Annotated in this window: 12 protein-coding genes and 1 pseudogene; 8 read left to right on the forward strand and 5 right to left on the reverse strand. The window is 42.8% G+C overall.

Annotated features, from left to right (window positions below; genetic code table 11):
* Window positions 1-63: 63 nt before the first annotated feature.
* Window positions 64-1,083: a response regulator gene (locus RM544_RS07775; RefSeq protein WP_311361194.1), complete on the forward strand. Its 1,020-nt coding sequence runs from the start codon at window positions 64-66 to the stop codon at window positions 1,081-1,083.
* 1 nt (window position 1,084) lies between these two features.
* Complete coding sequence (locus RM544_RS07780; RefSeq protein WP_311361195.1) at window positions 1,085-2,056, forward strand: sensor domain-containing diguanylate cyclase; 972 nt, start codon at window positions 1,085-1,087, stop codon at window positions 2,054-2,056.
* 42 nt (window positions 2,057-2,098) lie between these two features.
* On the opposite strand, the gene RM544_RS07785 is transcribed toward RM544_RS07780, so the two are convergent.
* The 4 genes from RM544_RS07785 to rapA all read right to left on the reverse strand — a co-directional run bounded on the left by RM544_RS07785 (window position 2,099) and on the right by rapA (window position 7,291).
* Window positions 2,099-2,458, reverse strand: a complete 360-nt coding sequence (locus tag RM544_RS07785) for a hypothetical protein (RefSeq protein ID WP_311361196.1) — start codon at window positions 2,456-2,458, stop codon at window positions 2,099-2,101.
* A 127-nt stretch (window positions 2,459-2,585) separates the two neighbouring features.
* Window positions 2,586-3,593, reverse strand: a complete 1,008-nt coding sequence (locus tag RM544_RS07790; RefSeq protein WP_311361197.1) for a DUF3530 family protein — start codon at window positions 3,591-3,593, stop codon at window positions 2,586-2,588.
* Window positions 3,594-3,765: 172 nt separating this feature from the next.
* Window positions 3,766-4,434, reverse strand: coding sequence for a bifunctional tRNA pseudouridine(32) synthase/23S rRNA pseudouridine(746) synthase RluA (rluA, locus tag RM544_RS07795; RefSeq protein ID WP_311361198.1), 669 nt, complete (start codon window positions 4,432-4,434; stop codon window positions 3,766-3,768).
* Window positions 4,435-4,465: 31 nt separating this feature from the next.
* Window positions 4,466-7,291: an RNA polymerase-associated protein RapA gene (gene rapA / locus RM544_RS07800; protein ID WP_311361199.1), complete on the reverse strand. Its 2,826-nt coding sequence runs from the start codon at window positions 7,289-7,291 to the stop codon at window positions 4,466-4,468.
* A 274-nt stretch (window positions 7,292-7,565) separates the two neighbouring features.
* On the opposite strand from rapA, the gene RM544_RS07805 reads away from it, so the two are divergent.
* From RM544_RS07805 to RM544_RS07825, 5 genes and pseudogenes are all read left to right on the forward strand, one after another.
* Window positions 7,566-9,023, forward strand: coding sequence for a PhoH family protein (locus tag RM544_RS07805; protein WP_311361200.1), 1,458 nt, complete (start codon window positions 7,566-7,568; stop codon window positions 9,021-9,023).
* Window positions 9,024-9,217: 194 nt separating this feature from the next.
* Window positions 9,218-10,150 carry a diguanylate cyclase gene (locus tag RM544_RS07810; protein ID WP_311361201.1) on the forward strand — a complete coding sequence of 311 codons (933 nt, stop codon included), beginning with the start codon at window positions 9,218-9,220 and terminating at the stop codon, window positions 10,148-10,150.
* Between the two features lie 198 nt (window positions 10,151-10,348).
* The gene (locus RM544_RS07815) at window positions 10,349-12,859 is read left to right on the forward strand and encodes a TonB-dependent receptor (protein WP_311361202.1); all 2,511 of its coding nucleotides are present in this window, start codon (window positions 10,349-10,351) and stop codon (window positions 12,857-12,859) included.
* Window positions 12,860-13,030: 171 nt separating this feature from the next.
* Window positions 13,031-13,528: a thioredoxin fold domain-containing protein gene (locus RM544_RS07820; protein ID WP_311361203.1), complete on the forward strand. Its 498-nt coding sequence runs from the start codon at window positions 13,031-13,033 to the stop codon at window positions 13,526-13,528.
* A gap of 170 nt (window positions 13,529-13,698) precedes the next feature.
* Window positions 13,699-15,111, forward strand: a pseudogene (locus RM544_RS07825) (sugar porter family MFS transporter).
* Here RM544_RS07825 and RM544_RS07830 read toward each other — a convergent pair.
* The gene (locus RM544_RS07830) at window positions 15,108-15,962 is read right to left on the reverse strand and encodes a crotonase/enoyl-CoA hydratase family protein (protein ID WP_311361204.1); all 855 of its coding nucleotides are present in this window, start codon (window positions 15,960-15,962) and stop codon (window positions 15,108-15,110) included. The pseudogene RM544_RS07825 and the gene RM544_RS07830 overlap by 4 nt on opposite strands.
* A gap of 176 nt (window positions 15,963-16,138) precedes the next feature.
* Between RM544_RS07830 and RM544_RS07835 the strand changes: the two genes are divergently transcribed.
* The gene (locus tag RM544_RS07835) at window positions 16,139-19,006 is read left to right on the forward strand and encodes a M16 family metallopeptidase (protein ID WP_311361205.1); all 2,868 of its coding nucleotides are present in this window, start codon (window positions 16,139-16,141) and stop codon (window positions 19,004-19,006) included.
* Window positions 19,007-19,091 lie beyond the last annotated feature (85 nt).

Raw genomic sequence — 19,091 nt, forward strand, 5'->3', positions numbered from 1 at the left:
GCTAGCATGAGAGGCTGATATCTCCTTATCTAATGTGATGTGATACCTACAGAAGGCTACTGAATGACAGTATCTGTGTTAATTTGTGACGATTCCGGCTTTGCTCGAAAGGCAATGGCGCGCTCACTTCCCGACGGCTGGGATATTGATATATCGTTTGCAGAGCACGGGCAAGAAGCGATTGATATGATCAAAGAAGGTAAAGGCGATATTCTTTTCCTTGATTTGAACATGCCAGTGCTTGATGGCTATCAAACAATGGAAATTATTCGTAAGCAAGACCTGCCTACTTTAGTCATTGTGGTATCTGGAGATGTGCAAGAAGAAGCTAGAAATCGTATGTTGGCGATGGGAGCGATCGACTTTATTCGCAAACCCATCGACAACGAAAAACTCACTACCATATTAGCAAAATATGGTATCTACAATGGTGATACCAGCGCATCTCATCGTGAACAAACAACGCAATTATCTGACACAGCAGACGAAGACGAGAAGTTAGATGCCTTTCGCGAACTGGCCAATGTCGCAATGGGACAAGCTGGTGAAAACTTAGCGAAAGTCCTGAATGAATTTATTGAGCTACCTATTCCAAATGTCAGTTTATTGCATACTAACGAGTTGCATATGGCACTCGATGAAGTTAACCAAAACTCGCAGATGTCGGCAGTATCAAAAGGGTTCATTAGCACAGGGATCAGTGGCGAAGCTATCATATTGTTCAACGACAGTAATGTTGAAAATATGGCTAATTTACTTGGCGCCACCAATGATGAAAACCATGAAGGTGCTGAAGTTGAAGCCTTAATGGATGTTTCGAATATTCTTATCGGTGCTTGTCTAAATGCGCTATCAGCCCAATTAAACGTAAAATTCACCCATAATTCTCCGATTATTCTTGGGCTACATTGCGACCTGTATGAACTGATGAATAATCATGTTTCACGTTGGGACAAAGTGCTCGCGATAGAAATAGCTTATGCGATTTCCAAACACAATTTGAATTTTGAACTTTTGCTATTAATTCCAGATCAAGATGTAGACAAAGTATTCAATCGACTCGTTTTCCAAAAGGTAGGCTAACATGAGTAATATCGCTTCTGAAATGGCGAACATGCACTGGCAACATGACCTATTAAGTTCCATTGAAGTGGGCATCATCGTTTTGGATAAAGACTATAACGTTGAAGTGTGGAACCAGTTCATGGAGAACCACAGTGACGTGCGCCCTAGTCAAATTGCCGGTAAAAACGTATTCAAATTCTTCCCAGAGGTCGATGAGCAGTGGTTTAAACGTAAGTGTGAGCCAGTTTTTTCAATGGGAACACCCGCATTTATCATATGGGAGCAACGCCCATACGTTTTCAAGTTTGGTACAAGCCGCCCAATTACATCTACGTCTGACGTAATGTATCAAAACGTGACGATTTTTCCGCTTGCATCGACAAGCGGCAAAACTGACCGCATATGTGTGTTAGTTTACGACGTGACCGATCAAGCCGTTGCTAAGAAGAATATTGAAGGCTTGAACCAGCGCTTACAAGAAGTGAGTCGTGTCGATGGTTTAACAGGTTTATTCAATCGTCGCTATTGGCAAGAGCGTTATGAGCGCGAATTCAAAATGGCAGTGCGTAATAAGCCAGATATTTGTGCAATTATGTTAGATATTGATCACTTTAAAAAGGTAAACGATACTTATGGTCATCACGCAGGTGATCTAGTGATCCAGCGCTTGGCAAATCTAGTCAAATTGGCCACCAGAGAAACCGATATTACAGGCCGTTATGGTGGTGAAGAGTTCTCTATCGTGTTACCTGACACAACTGAACGAAAAGCCAAGATTGTGGCTGAGCGATTACGCAAATTAGTTAGCCTAGATGCCGTGGCTTATGAAGATATTAATATTAAGTATACTATTAGTGTTGGTATCGCCCAGTTTTCGCCGAAATATACTCAAGCAAGTCAATGGTTAGAAGATGCTGATAAAGCCTTGTATCAGGCGAAGGAAGGCGGTAGAAATCAGGTTGTCTTAGCGTCAGAAGTGAAACCTACCTAGGATAGACCCGTTTGTAAATCTAACTTGTGACTGATGCTTGAATTAAGGGCGCATACCTATCACGTCGATAGGACATAAACCATTTCCCTCTAAATACATTACGCATGTAGAAAGCTGTGTTTTAACATAGATATCATGCTTGATGATAGGCTCTTCCCAAAAGTGGGTTTGGTGGAGCACATGCCAAAACACACGTTCTTTGTGACTATAGGGTTGCATGCTTTGATTGTTGAGTTGTGACCATTCTTCAAATGTATCCCATAGGAAACATTCGAGCTCTTGATATGGAAGCTCATTTTGCCAATACGAGCGCATATAAAACGCTAACTGCTCGGCTTTATGGTCAATAAACTGTTGTACTAACAATATAAATAACTCAGTTAAGGATGCGATGTTTTGCACATCTCAGATGAATACATACCGTTAGTATAGGTAGTGTTTGGAAACTTACTTCGGAGCAATGCTCTATTCTAGCTATCTATCTGTTATTCAAAAGTTTTTAATCAGTAACAAAAAATCGAAAGAACCATTACCAACCTAAATACGTAGTCCAACCTTTAATCGTCTTAGCAATGTAATCTGCTTGGCTAGCATCCAGTTCTTGACCAACAATCTCAACCTGACGATACACTTCCTTTAGTTCGGTATTGACTGCAACTTGGCGGTTTCTGCGCGTTTGCTTGCTCCAAGCGTTATCCCATTCACTGAACAAATCTAAAACGGGAATCTCTGTTTGTGCAACAATACTGGGGACTCGCTTGTTTAGCTCTCGAATTGGCCAATATGGACTATGCACAATTAACGCATCGACCTCCTGAAATGATGGGTTTCCATCAGCAACAAGCTTCACAATCGTCGCAGCTGAAATGCCTTGAGTTAGCACGATGCGATGACCCATCGTGGTAGACATATGCTCAAATCCTGACTGTAAATATGCTTCAACCTCGGTTGCATAGATAACTAATTGTGCTTCAGAAATACTGTTTTGAAGGGTTCGCCTATTCGTTATCTTAGCGACTTCTTGAGGTTCTTCCTCTTGCACATTCTGAGTATTCTCTTCACTTTCTACCGCATCATTTTCATCTTCTTGGTTTTCTTCTTCTCGGTTTTCCTCTGGATTTTCCTCTGGGTTTTCGGGTGAGCTTATATCTTCCTCTGTGTCAGTATCTTCGGTGATTGGAAAGGCAATGTTTGGGCCCAGTTGAAGCCCTAATGAGGGAAGTAGCACCGTTGTCCAGCCAGCTTTTGGTAAAATACCTGCTAGTTGATGCAGAGAGTTACTTTTGCCAAATGGAACATCGGCATCTGACAGAATAAAAATAAGCCCTTTGTTTATCGGCAATTCGGAGCGTTGAATAAAGATAGGTAAACGATTGTCACCAACTTCTATCAATTCGTACTCATCTTGGTGTAGGCCTTGTTCGATATCTTTCGTGAGTAAATTATTGAAGCTAAGCGTTTGCGCCCTGACAGAGGTCGAATCCAGGGCGATGACAATAAAAACGATGAGTATCGATAAAAGGTAATTGGCTTTCACTAGTTATCTAAATTTGTAAGAGACTAATTTCCTTTATCGACCAACAAGCTTGGAAACTTAAAAGCTGAGTGATAATGCTTCAGTACACTGTGAATATAGGTATTTGGCCATTGCCTGCGATGCTGGGATGGAGGAACGTGAAGCTCGCGTTGATGGTTTTCTTGTGGTTCCCTTATGGCTCTGCGAAAAAGTCGTGATCACTCTCAAAACGCATTACCTGTTCGCTAGAGGGGTGGGCGAATTGGTGCATTTGTGCATGTAGGCAGAGCCGTTGGCTCTTCGCCAAAGCAGCTTCATGAGCATACAGCCTATCACCCAATATAGGGTGGCCTAATGCTAGCATGTGCACGCGTAACTGGTGAGAACGACCGGTGATCGGTGTTAGCTCAACTAGAGTGGAGTAAGCATCACGGCTTACCACTTGATAGTGTGTTTGCGAGGGTTTTCCACGTTCGTGATCAACCATTTGTTTAGGCCGATTTGGCCAGTCACAAATTAACGGTAAATCTATGCTGCCATGTTCCTGCTCAAGATGACCAAACACTCTCGCGAAATAGCGCTTAGAAGTGAGCCTATTTTCGAATTGTCTCGAAATATGCACGTGGGCTGGCTTATTGAGTGCCAAAATGAGTATACCTGACGTTGCCATGTCGAGACGATGGACTATCGTTGCGCTAGGAAACACTCGTTGAACACGGGTTTGAAGCGAATCTCTATGTTCGGGCGCTTTGCCTGGCACAGTCAATAGCCCGCTGGGTTTATCGCACACCAGAATATCCTCATCTTGATACAGTATCTTTAGATAGGGATTTGTCGGTGGCTCGTAACTCAATAGCGCCATTGGATTATCGTTGCTCTTCTGTGTTCATGAGTTACGGGTTGTTCACAACAACGCGCAAACTATCTAAATAAGGTTCCGCTTTTTCGATAATGTCGCTTAGCTGACGTCTTTGTTCTTCTACAAATTCAATTTCTTCATCACGGATGGACGGGTTTGATTTCTGTAGTGAACGTAAACGTCCCACTTCACCATCTAACTCCTCCTGCATACCTTGTAGAGCGGCTGCCTGCTTTTCAGCGAGCGCTTGATGGCTCAACTTCAAACTCTGTTCGATCCCTGCAGAAATTGGGTCAGCTAGGGCCTGAAGCAATTGTAAAGCCATTTTACGTTTGACTTTGAAGAGTTGCTCAAACTCAATATCGACTTCATTATTTTTAGCATCTACACAGATTCTTACCGGCGTTGGGGGTAAAAAACGATATAGCTGCAAATCAGCAGCTGCGCTGGCGCTCAGCACAGACGTGGTTTCTATCCAAAAGGTACCCGTTGGCAGCTCGGGATCTTTAGCAAAGGCAATACTGCTCTTGCCAAGTACATCGGTTGTCACCGAATCTAGGCAATGCCTAACAATGTCACTGTCCCAGCTTAGAAAGCCTAGTTGCTCAAATTTAGTAGCAGTATTGCGTTGATAAGTTACTTCCAACCCGTCTTCAGTCAAACCGGGTATTTGGTGAACAAGTTGTTCAGTTGGACGCAAAATGAAACTGTGGTCATCTTTATCTTCCTGAGTCACTCCTAGCGTATCGAACAAGCGACTCATGAACTTCATTAAACCTACCGGATTTTCTGCCGCAACGATTCGATCAAGTAAATCATCAATTTGGCCAAAGCCAGAGGCGTTCAATTCAAGCAATTTATCACGGCCTTGTTCGATTTTCCGTTTCAAATCTACAGTAAGTTCATGAGTCTGATGAATAATATCTAGTTTCAGTTCAGTATCTTCAGGGTCTTTTAATGAAGCAAGTAAGTCGGTGCTTACTTGTTTGTATACATCACTACCTACAGGGCACGTACTTTCAAATGCGCCTAAACCATCTTGATACCAGTCGAATAAAACGTGCTGCGCGGTATTCTCGAAGTAAGGGACGTGAATGTTGATATCGTATTTTTGGCCAATGCGGTCCAGACGACCAATACGTTGCTCAAGTAAATCAGGCACCATTGGCAAATCAAATAAGACCAAGTGGCGAGAAAACTGGAAATTACGGCCTTCACTGCCTATTTCACTGCACAATAATACTTGCGCACCTTGTTCGTCAGTAGCAAAGAAATGGGCAGCTTTATCGCGTTCTACAATACTCATTCCTTCATGGAATACGCTATGGCGTATTGCGGTTTTCTGACGTAGGTATTCAGCCATTTGCAGCGCAGTAGAGGCGTAAGCACAGATGACCAATACTTTTTCGCCTTTGCATTCTTCAAGTAAGTCGACTAGCCAAGTGACTCGAGGGTCATACTTAGTCCAGTTATCGTTAACTAATGGTGCTCGCTCGGGGTGCAGGCTTAACTCAATGTCTTCTTCAAGTGACATCGACACTGCATACTCTTTAGGAAGCTTTAGAGGAGCAGGAAGTGCGATACGCTCTGGAAATCCCTGGATACTGACGCGACTATTTCTAAACAGCAAACGGCCTGTGCCATGTTGGTCAATTAAGCGACGAAGTAGGGCTTGTCGCTCTTCACCGCTAGCTAACATTTCATCAGTAATGGTTTCGCCTGGGGCTGCAGCATTCAAAGCATCTAAATGACTCTGTTCCATGTGCAAATTATCTATGAGAGGAGAGACTGCACTTGCCAGTTCACCATAATGCGACTCTTCTTCTAAAAAGGACTGATAATCATGGAAACGCGCAGGATCTAGTAGGCGTAGCCTTGCGAAATGGCTTTCATGACCTAATTGATCTGGTGTTGCTGTTAATAACAAAACACCTTTGCTGATATGACAGAGTTTTTCAATTGCTGCATATTCTTCCGAAACATGCTCTTTTGACCATTGCAAATGATGGGCCTCATCGACAATTAAGATATCCCAATCTACCGCCGTGGCCTCTTTGAGTACTTTTTCTTGTTTAATAAAATCAATACTACATAGAACAAGCTGTTCTTGGTCGAATGGATTTTCATCACTTTCACTCATCGCATCCAATCGTTCTTCATCGAACACAGAAAATGATAAATGGACACGTCTCAGCATCTCTACTAACCATTGATGTACTAAACTAGACGGTACGACAATGAGTGCACGTTTTACTTTGCCTGTTAGTATTTGCTGGTGGAGAACCAAGCCAGCTTCAATGGTCTTACCCAAACCTACTTCGTCAGCCAGCAGTACGCGTGGCGCAAAACGGCTACCGACTTCATTGGCTATGTGTAATTGGTGTGGAATAAGTTCAACTCTTGCGCCGACTAGTCCTACAGCACCAGACGTCGCATGATCGTATTGTTTCTGCAAACACTCATGGCGAATATCAAACCATTTAGGGCTGTCAAATTGGCCACTGAAAAGGCGCTTTTCAGGTTGATTGAGTTTGACATTGTGGTCTAGGGATACTTCGATTATCGATGCTTTTTCCTCAGTGTCTGTGCGCACACCTGAATATATATAGAGACCGTCTTGAATAGCGACATTTTCAATCTTCAATTCCCAACCGTCAGTGTGTAAGGCTTTTTCACCTTCACTCAGAATAAGGCGTGTTATCGGTGCGTGCGCTATCGCGTAGGTTCGATCTTCTTGGACAGCAGGAAACAGCAAATTTATCGTTCGGTTATCTGCCGCCATCACAACGCCTAAACCTAAATCGGCTTCGGTATTGCTCAACCAACGTTGACCGACGGTAAATTCTAGTGCTGCACTCATAGTAAAAATCCAAGTTGAAACTGAAAACGGGAGCGCATTGTACTGATCCTTAAGGCCAGTGTCAGCACTCAAGCTAAATAAGCTGAAAAAAGTAAGTGATAATTATAGCAAACTCATTTAAGGTAGAAATGTCGTCAATACTTTCTGACGCAAAGCGATGTGATTTTTGCAGCATCAAGTGCCCATTGGCATCTACTTAACGCGCAGAAGTGTTGTTTTCTCACCTCAGAGTAAACACAACAAATTCGTTTACTCTGTACGACTGGAGTCACGGATGCCTGAAAGCAAACAAGCAAAAAGCGAAGGAACTTCTGCACCAAGCGAACGCCCGGATGCTACTATCGTCAACCTTTCCAATACTAAGCTGTATATCCTCGATACCAATATTCTCCTTCATGAACCGCTCGCATTCATGTCATTTAAAGAGAATGATGTGGTCGTGCCAATGACGGTGCTTGAGGAACTCGACTATATAAAAGACAGTAAAAAGGATGTGGCGAGAGATGCTCGAGTCTCAATACGTGCTATGGAAGACTTATTACACGATGCCACGCCAGAGCAAATGCTAGATGGCGTGAGTATGCATGGCCTAGGTGCCGGTGAAACTGCACCAACAGGCTCTCTTTCTATATTCGCTGATCTTACTATGCCAGTTAACCAACAGGTATTTACCAGCAATGAGAATGATAATCGCATTATTAATGTTGCACTTCACTTACAAAAGAAGTTAGCACCTCGGCAAGTCGTCTTAGTGACTAAAGATATCAATATGCGACTGAAAGCCAAAGGCGCCGGTATGGGGCTAGTAGAAGATTATCGTACCGACCAATTAGTTACCGATATTAAATATTTATCAAAAGGCTATCACCAATTTGAAGGGAGCTTTTGGGAGCAAGTCACGAGTGTCGAAAGCTTCACTGAAGGGCGCGATACTATCCACACTATCGATAAACGTGTATTACCAGAGGCATATATAAACGAATTTTTAATTGACGATACCAAACAATTCGCTGGTATTGTTGAGTCTATAAATAACGATACGCTCGAGGTATTAGATTTAGGCTATGAGCGTTTGATGTCACGCCGAGCATGGGGCATATCGCCAAAAAACATTGGTCAAGCGATGGCTCTGCATGCCTTATTAGACCCACATATCGACCTCTGTGTTTTAACTGGCCCAGCCGGTAGCGGAAAAACCTTGTTAGCACTTGCTGCAGCGCTGGAAATGGTGATCGAAAAAAACATGTATGACAAAATCATTGTGACTCGCTCAACACCAGAAATCGCCGAATCGATAGGTTTCCTCCCGGGTACCGAGGAAGAGAAAATGGCACCGTGGTTAGCAGCAATTACCGATTCGCTTGAGGTCCTACATAAAAATGATGAGAACACGAAAGGCTCAATGAGTTACATCATGGAAAAAGCGAATATTCAGTTTAAATCGGTTAACTTCATGCGTGGTCGTAGTATCCAAAACGCCATTGTTATATTGGACGAATCGCAAAACCTGACTGCTTCTCAACTAAAAACTATCATTACGCGCTGTGGTGAGGGAACTAAACTTATTTGCGGTGGTAACTTGGCCCAGATTGATAGTAATTACCTCAGTGCGGTGACTTCAGGGCTTACCTACATTGTCGAGAAGTTTAAGAATTTTTCTGGTAGCGCCACCTTTAATTTAGATGGCGTGGTACGCAGTCGTTTAGCTGAGTTTGCAGAAAAGGAACTGTAAGCTCGCCTAATTTACTGGAGTTTATTGAAATTATGTCGATAGTACGATGAGCTTAGCTGATTGTAAGTTCATTATTTGGTGTTAATATAACCAATGTTTTGAAATATATTTGCGACTTTATATGAAACTTAAGCTTTTGCTAGGGTAGGCCGTTAGCGATGGTTGAGTGTAAAGCACTACCACTTGGGCCCTAAATGATAGAAGAAAAAGCGACTATCCTTGTTGTTGATGACGAAGCCATGAATATTCAGATTATCAATAATGCGCTTTCTAAAGACTACCATATTCTTGCAGCGATAAGTGGCGAGGAAGCCCTTCGTGTAGCAAGGCGAACGAAACCCGACTTGATATTGTTAGACATAGTCTTGCCCGATATCAGTGGGCATGAAGTATGTAGGGCCTTGAAAAACGATATTGAAACGAAGCACATTCCCATTATTTTTGTTACCTCCCAAAATCGCACTGAAGATGAGTTAAAAGGCTTAGAGCTTGGTGCAGTAGACTACTTTCGAAAGCCATTTGTAGTGCCTTTATTACAAGTCCGCGTGCGGAATCAAATAGACTTGGTTGTTAAAACCAGGGCGCTTGAAAAAATGGCGTGGGTCGATGGTTTAACGGGGATCTCTAATCGTCGGCACTTCGATAAAAAATACGAAGATGCATGTAAATACGCCCAACGAAATAAACGAAGCATATGTTTGCTTTTGATTGATATAGATTATTTTAAACAATATAACGATCATTACGGTCACGCGAAGGGCGATTTGGTGTTGCGAGAAGTCGCACACGAGCTCGAAGCCGGTGCGGCCAGGCCTCTCGACTTAGTGGCACGATATGGAGGCGAAGAGTTTGTTATTCTGCTTACCGACTCGAGTGAAACAGAAGGAGCTTTAGTCGCTGAAAAAGTGCGTGAACAAATTGAAATGCTTGCAATTCCTCATGAGAAGTCTTTAATACATCAAGTCGTTACGGTAAGTATTGGTGTAACGACCAGTCCAGCAGATGGTGTTAAATTTGATCATGATATGTTGTTAAATACGGCAGATGAGTGCTTGTATGAAGCTAAAGCATCAGGTCGCAATACAATTGTGAGCACTGACTTTAGACCAACAGTCACTAAAGAGTAACTGACCAAAAACTACTATCGCTTTTTCCTAACACGTCAACATACCTATTGTGGGGCCCCGTGTCGGCCTAGGAACGTGCGTAAACTAAAATTAACTTCCAATGTCTTTTTGTTATGATATAACTTTACATAGGCATTGTTACAGTATAACATTTTACTCTATGGCTTAGTTTATAACTTCAACTTCATGGATAGTAAGATGAAATCTTCTGCTTTAATTTCTGTATCTGTACTTGCTGCACTCGCTACAATGTCACCAAATTTATATGCCAAAACCATTACCGGAATTGTGAAAGACCAGAACGGTCAAGTGCTAACAACAGGTAAGGTTCAAATCATGGGTACAAATAAAAGTACGACTATCGGAAAAGACGGTACTTTTACCTTCAATGATGTAAAGCCTGGTAAGGTAGAAGTGCATGTTGCAAGCGCCAAGCATATTCACAGCAGTACCGAGTTTGTTTTACCTGAGACCGGTTTATTTGATGTTGAAATTAATGTTGAAAACTCCAGTATTGAAATCTTTGATGTGACGGCCAGTGCGTTCCATGCATCAACCATCGAATCCGCCGCACCTGTCAGTGTTATAGCAGGTCAAGACTTGCGTCAAAAGCAAGCTTCTACGCTAGGTGACACACTCAAAAATGAAGTAGGTGTGCACTCTACATTTTATGGCGGTGTTGCCAGCTCTCCTATTATTCGTGGTTTAGATGGCCCAAGAGTACTTATTACCCAAAATGGACTCGATTCAGGCGATGCGTCTCGTGTTGGCCCCGATCATATCGTCGCTACGGATGCATCCACAGCGACACAAATAGAAATTTTACGTGGTCCAGCAACCTTGTTCTACGGTAGTGGGGCGATTGGTGGTGTTGTCAATGTTGTTGATCAACGTATTCCGGATAACAATGATTTTGAAGGTGAAGCCTTAGTTGAAAGAAACACGAATAACAGTGAAGAAAGTTTCTCTGGTTCACTGAAAGGTGGTTCTGGAAATTTTGCTTTCAATGTACAGGGTTATTACCGGGATTCAGATGACTATCGTATCCCTGGTTATGCAGAAAATGAAAAAGCACATGATGATGAACATGAAGGCGAAGAGCACGACGAGAATGAAGATGAGCATCACAGTGATGTAGAAGGCATCGTCGAAAATTCAGCTAGCCGCAGCAAAGGTCTAACATTTGGTACAAGCTACCTGATGGACAATGGTTTCGTTGGTATTTCTATTGAACACATGTCGAGTCTATATGGAATTCCGGGTCATGCCCATGATGAGCATGAAGAAGGTGAAGAGCACAATGAGCTAGAAGAAATGGAAGAAGTTGTGCGTGGTGATTTACAACAGAATCGCTATCAAATTATGAGTAAGCATCAAATTGACTCTGCGTTGATTAGTGCGGTAAACACCAGCTTTGCATACACCGATTACACCCATGCTGAAATCGAGAACGGTGAAATTGGCACCGTTTTCGCTAACGATTCTCAAGAAACTCGTGTTGAAATTATTCATCAACCTTTCATGGGCTGGCGTGGCGGATTAAGCCTACATTATAAGTCGAGTGATTTTGAAGCGATTGGTGAAGAGGCATTTACACCACCTTCAAAAACAGACAGCTTCGGTATCGGTATTATTGAAGAGCAGCACTTCGGTGATGTGTTATTCCAATTTGGTGCGCGAATTGAGCGTGTTGAGATAGACGTACCGATGATCCAAATTGGTGATATTGAACTGCTAGAAGAGCACGACGAAGAAGAACATGATGCAGCTCATGATGATGAGCATGACGAGCATAACGAATTAGCCGAATCTAACCCGGGGAGTGATAAGGAAACCTTTACACCTATCAGCTTGTCTGCAGGTGCGGTTTGGGATTTCACTGATGGTTATAATCTAGGTGTATCATTCGTTCACGCACAACGTGCACCATCGAGCCCCGAGCTATATTCCTTTGGTCCTCATATCGGAACCAGTACATACGAACTGGGCGCTTTTTTCACTGTAGATGATGAGGGGGACATTGCCTTCAACGAAAATGAGCTCGAAATTGAAAAGTCGAATAATATCGATATTTCGCTTCGTAAGTTCAGTGGTGACTTCGGTTTTGTATTGAATGCTTTTTATAATCAAGTTGATGATTACTATTTTGCTGCAGACACGGGTTTTGTGTCTGGTGAAGAGCACGAAGAACACGAAGAAGATGGCATGGATGAAATGCATGACGAAGAGGAGCACGCTCATGAAGATGAGTTACCGGTGTTTGTTTTCAATGCGGTTGATGTTGACCTTTATGGTTTTGAAGCTCAGGTGAACTGGCAAGCAACGCCGTCACTTAGCTTCCAAGCACAAGGGGATATGATTAGAACAAAACTAGCGAATGCTGAAGACGGAAAATATCTACCACGTACACCTCCGACACGCTTAGGCGCTAGTGCCAATTATGCAACAAATGACTGGCAAGCCGAGCTTTCAGTAAACCACTACTTCGAACAAGACCGTGTTGCGGAGTTTGAGTCTAGTACCGACGGTTATACGTTGGTTGACCTCAATGTGAATTATGTGACAACAGTGCGTGATATTGATGTGACGGTATTCTTGAAAGGCAGTAACCTAACAGATGAAGAAGCGCGAGTGCATACCTCTTTCTTGAAAGATTTAACTCCTGTTCAAGGTCGCTCTTTCATTATGGGTGTTAGCGCTGCATTCTAATCCAATTGCTTTATGCAATCGCTTGCTTAGACTTAGAAAGCTCACTGTAAAGTGAGCTTTTTTGTCTCTACTCGACTGTATCTGGTGTCATGATTAATCGCCTAGTCCATGAATGAAAAATACTTTTCTCACGGTCTTGTGACATGTCCCCTAATCCAACTGAGTACATATATGTTTTTTTCACATTCACATGCCAATTCATTACGCATTAATTCAAGGTCAAAGTACGCTTTTTTTCAGGCCAAAAAGGCCATCTCCGCAATCTTTTTAGCTGCTATTTTTACTGTGTTACCAGCTCAAGCTAGCCAAGAAATTAATTGGCTTGATTATGAAGATGCAAGGCAACTCGATTCTGATAAGCCGATTTTTGTCTTCGGCGAAATGACGTTCTGCTCGGCTTGCAAAAAAATGAAAAAAGAAGTGTTCGTAGAAGCCGATATTATTAACACACTCAATGAAGATTTCATCCCAGTGCGGATGAGTACACTTGGCATTTTTCCCAATACCCTAGCTGACTTGGCAGATGACCAAGGAGACCCACTAGAACTTAATGGCTCGCCTGGTTTCGTTGTCATTCAGAATAATCAGTATTCCGTATTTTATGGCTTCCAATCAGCTGAAACCTTACGAAAGATTTTTGGCTTAGTGTTGAAAAGTGACGAAGCGTGAGGGCTGTCTTAATAAGCTGACCTTGATTTACGAAATTTCATATCGCACTAGTTTTGTTTTTAAATGGATAAATTAAATTTAGACAGCTACCAGCAAGGTGTTAACATATCGATAACATTTGAGTGCAATCCGAGATCCAGCGTCTCGATTGACAGAACAAAAGGATAGGTATGAGTAGTAGTCTTCAGCAAAATGAGAACATGTTGTTCATTGTGGTGATAAGTTGTGTAGCCACTATTGGAGGTTTTTTATTTGGTTTCGATAGCGGCGTTATCAACGGTACTTTCGACGGTTTAGAAAAAAGCTTTCAAACAGATGATCTTGCTGGTGGCTTTAATATCGCCAGCATGCTCTAGGGTTGTGCTGTAGGCGCATTTTTTGCCGGTACGCTAGCCGACAAATTCGGCCGCAAAGCTTTACTGCTTGTTGCCTCAGTATTTTTCATCATTAGCGCTTGGGGTTCGGGTATTGCTGGCAGTTCTATTGAATTTATCTGTTATCGTATTTTGGGTGGATTAGCTGTTGGTGCCGCTTCCGTCATGGCACCTGCTTACATTAGTGAAATAGCCCCAGCGAGACTTCGTGGCCGACTCACTTCCATTCAGCAATTTGCTATTATCGCGGGCTTAACGTCGGCGTTTATTAGTAATTATCTATTAGCCAAGCAAGCTGGCTTATCTACCGAAATACTGTGGATGGATTACGAGGCTTGGCGCTGGATGTTCTGGATTGAATTAGTCCCCGCGATTATTTTCTTTTTTGTGTTGTTTTTCATTCCAGAAAGCCCACGCTTTTTGGTGATGAGTCAACAAACAGACAAGGCACGACAAGTACTTGCCAGATTATATGGAAAAGAAGCAGTTGAACCGCTAGAAAAAGAAATTTTGTTATCATTGGAGACTCAAGATCAAAAGCCTCGCCTGAGCGATCTCATCGACAAAGTAAAAGGAAAAGTACGCCCTATTGTTTGGGTCGGGATTGGATTAGCGACTTTTCAGCAACTTGTTGGTATCAATGTTGTTTTCTATTATGGCGCGGTGTTGTGGCAAGCAGTGGGGTTTTCAGAATCTGACGCCTTGTTAATCAATATCATTGGCGCAAGTGTGAGTATTGCGGCTTGTCTGATAACCCTAAAAGTCATTGATAAAGTGGGTCGGAAACCTTTACTGACGATAGGTTCAGTGGGTATGGCTGTGACTTTACTAACGATGGTTGTGGCATTTGCCAATTCAGATTACGACCCAGCGACAAAATCACTCGTAATGGGCGACTTGGGCACTGTGGCGCTAATAGCAGCGAATGCCTATGTATTTTTCTTCAATTTAAGTTGGGGACCGGTTATGTGGGTGATGCTCGGAGAAATGTTCCCGAATCAAATTCGAGGCTCTGGTTTAGCCGTTGCAGGCTTATCACAATGGGGATCAAATTTTGCTATAACGATGATGTTCCCCATTATGTTGGCAAGTATTGGTTTGGCCGGTGCCTATGGTTTCTATGCATTATGCGCATTTATTTCTATCTTCTTTGTCGTGCGCTTCGTGCAAGAAACCAAAGGTCGAGCGTTAGAGGATATGCAAGGTTAAGGTAGCAGGTCTTTAAAAATGGGGGCACGCTTTTCTTGCGCGGCGCCCATCGCTTCCATAACGTCTGGCATTTGTAGCATACCGCTTTGCCAAGTCGCTATGTAGTTTAAGCTATTAGCAACATCATGATCGCGGGTGTAGTTTAGCATTTCTTTACAACCTGCTATGGCCATTGGCGAATGGCTTGCGATGGTTTGTGCGATCTTCATGACTTCGCTTAGCATGGTTTCTTGGTCAGGGTATACATGATTTACCAAGCCGCAATTTTTCGATTCTTGGCTGCCCATTTTACGTCCGGTATATACTAATTCTCTCACCAGACCCTGTGGCATTAGATGCGGCAAACGTTGCAGGGTTCCGACATCAGCGGTCATACCAATTTCTGTTTCTTTAATGCAGAAAAAGGCATCCTCAGTACAGTATCTGCTGTCGCAAGCACTGACCATATCGACTGCACCGCCAATAACACCGCCTTGCAAAGCTGCTAATACTGGCATTCTGACTTCTTCGAGAGCGTTAAAAGCATCTTGTAGTTTTAGGATCATCCGGCGAGCTTTTTCGGCTCGTCTCGCTGGTTCGCCCTGAAAGTCTTTACCCATATTAGCGAAGACTGATAAATCCATACCTGCACTGAAGTGTTTTCCTTGCGCAGAAATAACGATAACGCGCGCCAGCACATATTCATCAATCGTGCGCACAGCGTCGGGGAGTTCTGACCAAAACTCAGTCGTCATACTGTTGAGCTCAGCTGGGCGGCAAAGTTCAATATGTGCAATGCTTTGCTCGATGGTCACTTTCAATGTCTTATATTCTGCAAACTTCTCTGTATTGCCTGATATGGTTGAGCTCATGATATTCATCCTTTTTTTCTTATCTTCATTCAAGCACAAATACTCATTGGTTTTTGAACAAACTGTATTTTGATTACAAATAACTACGAATAATTACGAATTATTTTGGCTCAGAAACTATGCACTTGGGCCTACTCTTGCTAATCTAGCACTATGTAAATAATAAGAAAATCAACATGACAAAAATTTTTGGAATGATCTGCACAGTCGCCTTATTTGGTGCATTGACTGTCAGTTGTACTGGCAACAAGGACGATGAAGGTTTTAACGTTGAGTATGAACAATACCAATTGAAAAATGGCCTGAATGTTATTCTGCATCAAGATAAGTCAGATCCTATCGTTGCAATGGCAACGATTGTGCACGTCGGCTCTAATCGCGAGAAGCCGGGCCGCACCGGCTTTGCACATTTCTTTGAGCATATGTCATTCAATGATTCTGAAAATGTGCCCAAAGGCGCTAATCGCAAAATGATCCCTGAACTTGGAGGAACCCGAAATGGCGGTACTTGGAGTGATGGCACCATATACTACGAAGTGGTACCAAAGGACGCTTTTGATAAGCTCTTATGGATAGACAGTGACCGCCTAGGATACATGATCAACACAGTGGATGTTGGTACCCTTGAGCGTGAAAAACAGGTTGTTAAAAACGAAAAACGTCAGCGTGTCGATAACCGTGCTTATGGTCATACTTCACATGTTATTAAGAAAAACCTCTACCCGAAAGACCACCCTTACAACTGGACCGTGATTGGTGATTTAGACGATTTGCAGTCTGCAACCCTAGAAGATGTTCGAGAGTTTTATGATACCTACTATGTACCTAGCAATGCGACGCTTGTGATTGCGGGTGATATAGATATTGAAGAAACTAAAAAGAAAGTTGAACTCTGGTTTGGTGAAATTGCGGCAGGTCCAGAGGTTGAGCCGATTGAACCTTGGGCTGTCGAGCTTGAAGAAAGTAAAAAGCTATTTCATGTTGATAACTTTGCGAAGCTGCCTGAAATTCGTCTGACCTTTCCAACGGTAGAACAATACCACGAGGACGCCTACGCTTTAGACGCTTTAGGCACCTTGCTGTCTAGTGGTAAAAATGCAGCCTTGTATAAGACAATTGTAGAAAAAGAAAAATTGGCGCCCGGCGTGTCTTCTTATCACCGAGCAGAAGAAATTGCGGGTACCTTCACAATTCGCGTTAGAGCGAATGCCGGTGTGAAGCTAGATGACGTGTACGCTGCAATTAACACTTCATTGGATAAGTTCGCAACCGAAGGTTTTACTGACGAGCAATTAGCTAAGATTAAAGCGCAAACGGAAACCTCATTCTATTATGCTATTGAGAGCATCCTAGATAAAGCCCTTCAATTGGGTATTTACAATGAGTATGCGGGTTCACCTGACTTCATTAAGCAGGATATTAAAAACATCAAAGCCGTGTCCCGACAAGATGTAATGCGTGTGTTCAAAAAGTATATCCATAACAAACCAGCGATTATTACAAGTTTTGTGCCTAAAACCGATGAAGCGTTAGTACTTGCCGGCTCAACCAAAGCGAATGTCGTTGAGGAAGAAATTAAGCGCAACGCAGAACAAAAGTTTGTTGAGAACGAAGTGCTTAGTTTTGAAAAAACACCCACTAAGCACGACCGCAGTGAGCCGCCTCTGACTGACCTACCAGCATTAAGTATTCCAAACGTCTGGGAGTCTGCTTCTACTAATGGCATGCGAGTGCTTGGCATTGAGCAAACCGAATTGCCAGTCGTTAATTTCAGTATTACTGTTTCTGGTGGACAAGCGCTTGACACGAAAGACAAACTTGGAACAGCGTTCCTAATGGCGCAGTTAATGAATGAAGGAACTGCCAACAAGACGCCTCAGCAGCTAGAAGAGGCAATTGGTTTGTTGGGTGCTTCTATTCGTGTTTCTGCGGGCAAAGAAAGTGTTAGCATCCGCGGGAATACATTAGCGAAAAACTTTGAGGCCACTTTGGCTTTAGTGAACGAAATCCTTCTTCAGCCTCGCTGGGATCCCAGCGAGTTCGAGCGCTTAAAGGCTCGCCGTTTAACTAGCATTAAACAGGCACAAGGCAATCCAAATGCCATTGCATCGCAAGCTTTTATGAAACAACTTTATGGTGCAGACCATTTAGCTGGTTCTCCAACAGGAGGTACCCAAAGCACGGTCTCTGACATATCTCTGGAAGATCTCAAGCGTTACTACACTGCCAACATGACACCCAAAAATGCAGCATTTCATGTTGTTGGTGATGTGAAGCAGGCTGAGGTTGAAAAGGCTTTGTTACAATTGTCCGCATGGGATGGTGACCAGGTGACTATTCCTGAACAACCATCAATTAAAAATGTCGAAAAGCCTAAGCTTTATTTCATTGATTTGCCGAATGCAAAGCAAAGCGTCATCTATATTGGTAAAACAGTTGTGTCAGCGAATGATAAGTATTTTTATCCAATTGAATTTGCCAATATGAGACTAGGTGGTGGTATTAGTGCCCGACTTGCACAAACCCTAAGAATTGAGAAAGGCTACACTTATGGTGCATATTCTTATGTGCCAGCGACAGGCTACCAAAGTCCCTTTATTGCCTCTTCTCAAGTCAGAAGCAATGTCACCTTGGAGTCTTTAGAAGTGTTTAAAGATTTGATTGGTAATTATCGGGCAACCTTTACCGAAGAGGATCTTGGCGTAGCGAGAAACATGACAATTAAGAGTAACTCTCGCCGTTTTGAAACCTTGAATAGTTTACTCAGTATGCTTGAAACAATAAGCCGTTTCGACAAGCCAAAAAATTATATTGAACAAGAGCAAAATTTTGTTATCAACGCCAAGTTAATTGATTTGCATAACGCGATTGAGACATTCCTTGATGAACAAGAAATGATTTATTTAGTTGTAGGTGATGCAGCCTCACAGCTCGATAGAATGAACGGTCTGGGTTACGGTGAACCAATACTACTCGATTCTGACGGTAATCTTATCGGTTCAGACGATAGCTCGAGCGATTCAGTGCTTGGTGCCGGGCAATAAGGCGCAAACTAAATCGACTCAGATATACAACAATAAAAGCTTACCCCAAGTTGGCGTTTCAGAAACTTGGGGTAGGTTTCCCCAA

The organism is Brumicola blandensis (genome assembly GCF_031846165.1).
Lineage (GTDB): Bacteria > Pseudomonadota > Gammaproteobacteria > Enterobacterales > Alteromonadaceae > Glaciecola > Glaciecola blandensis.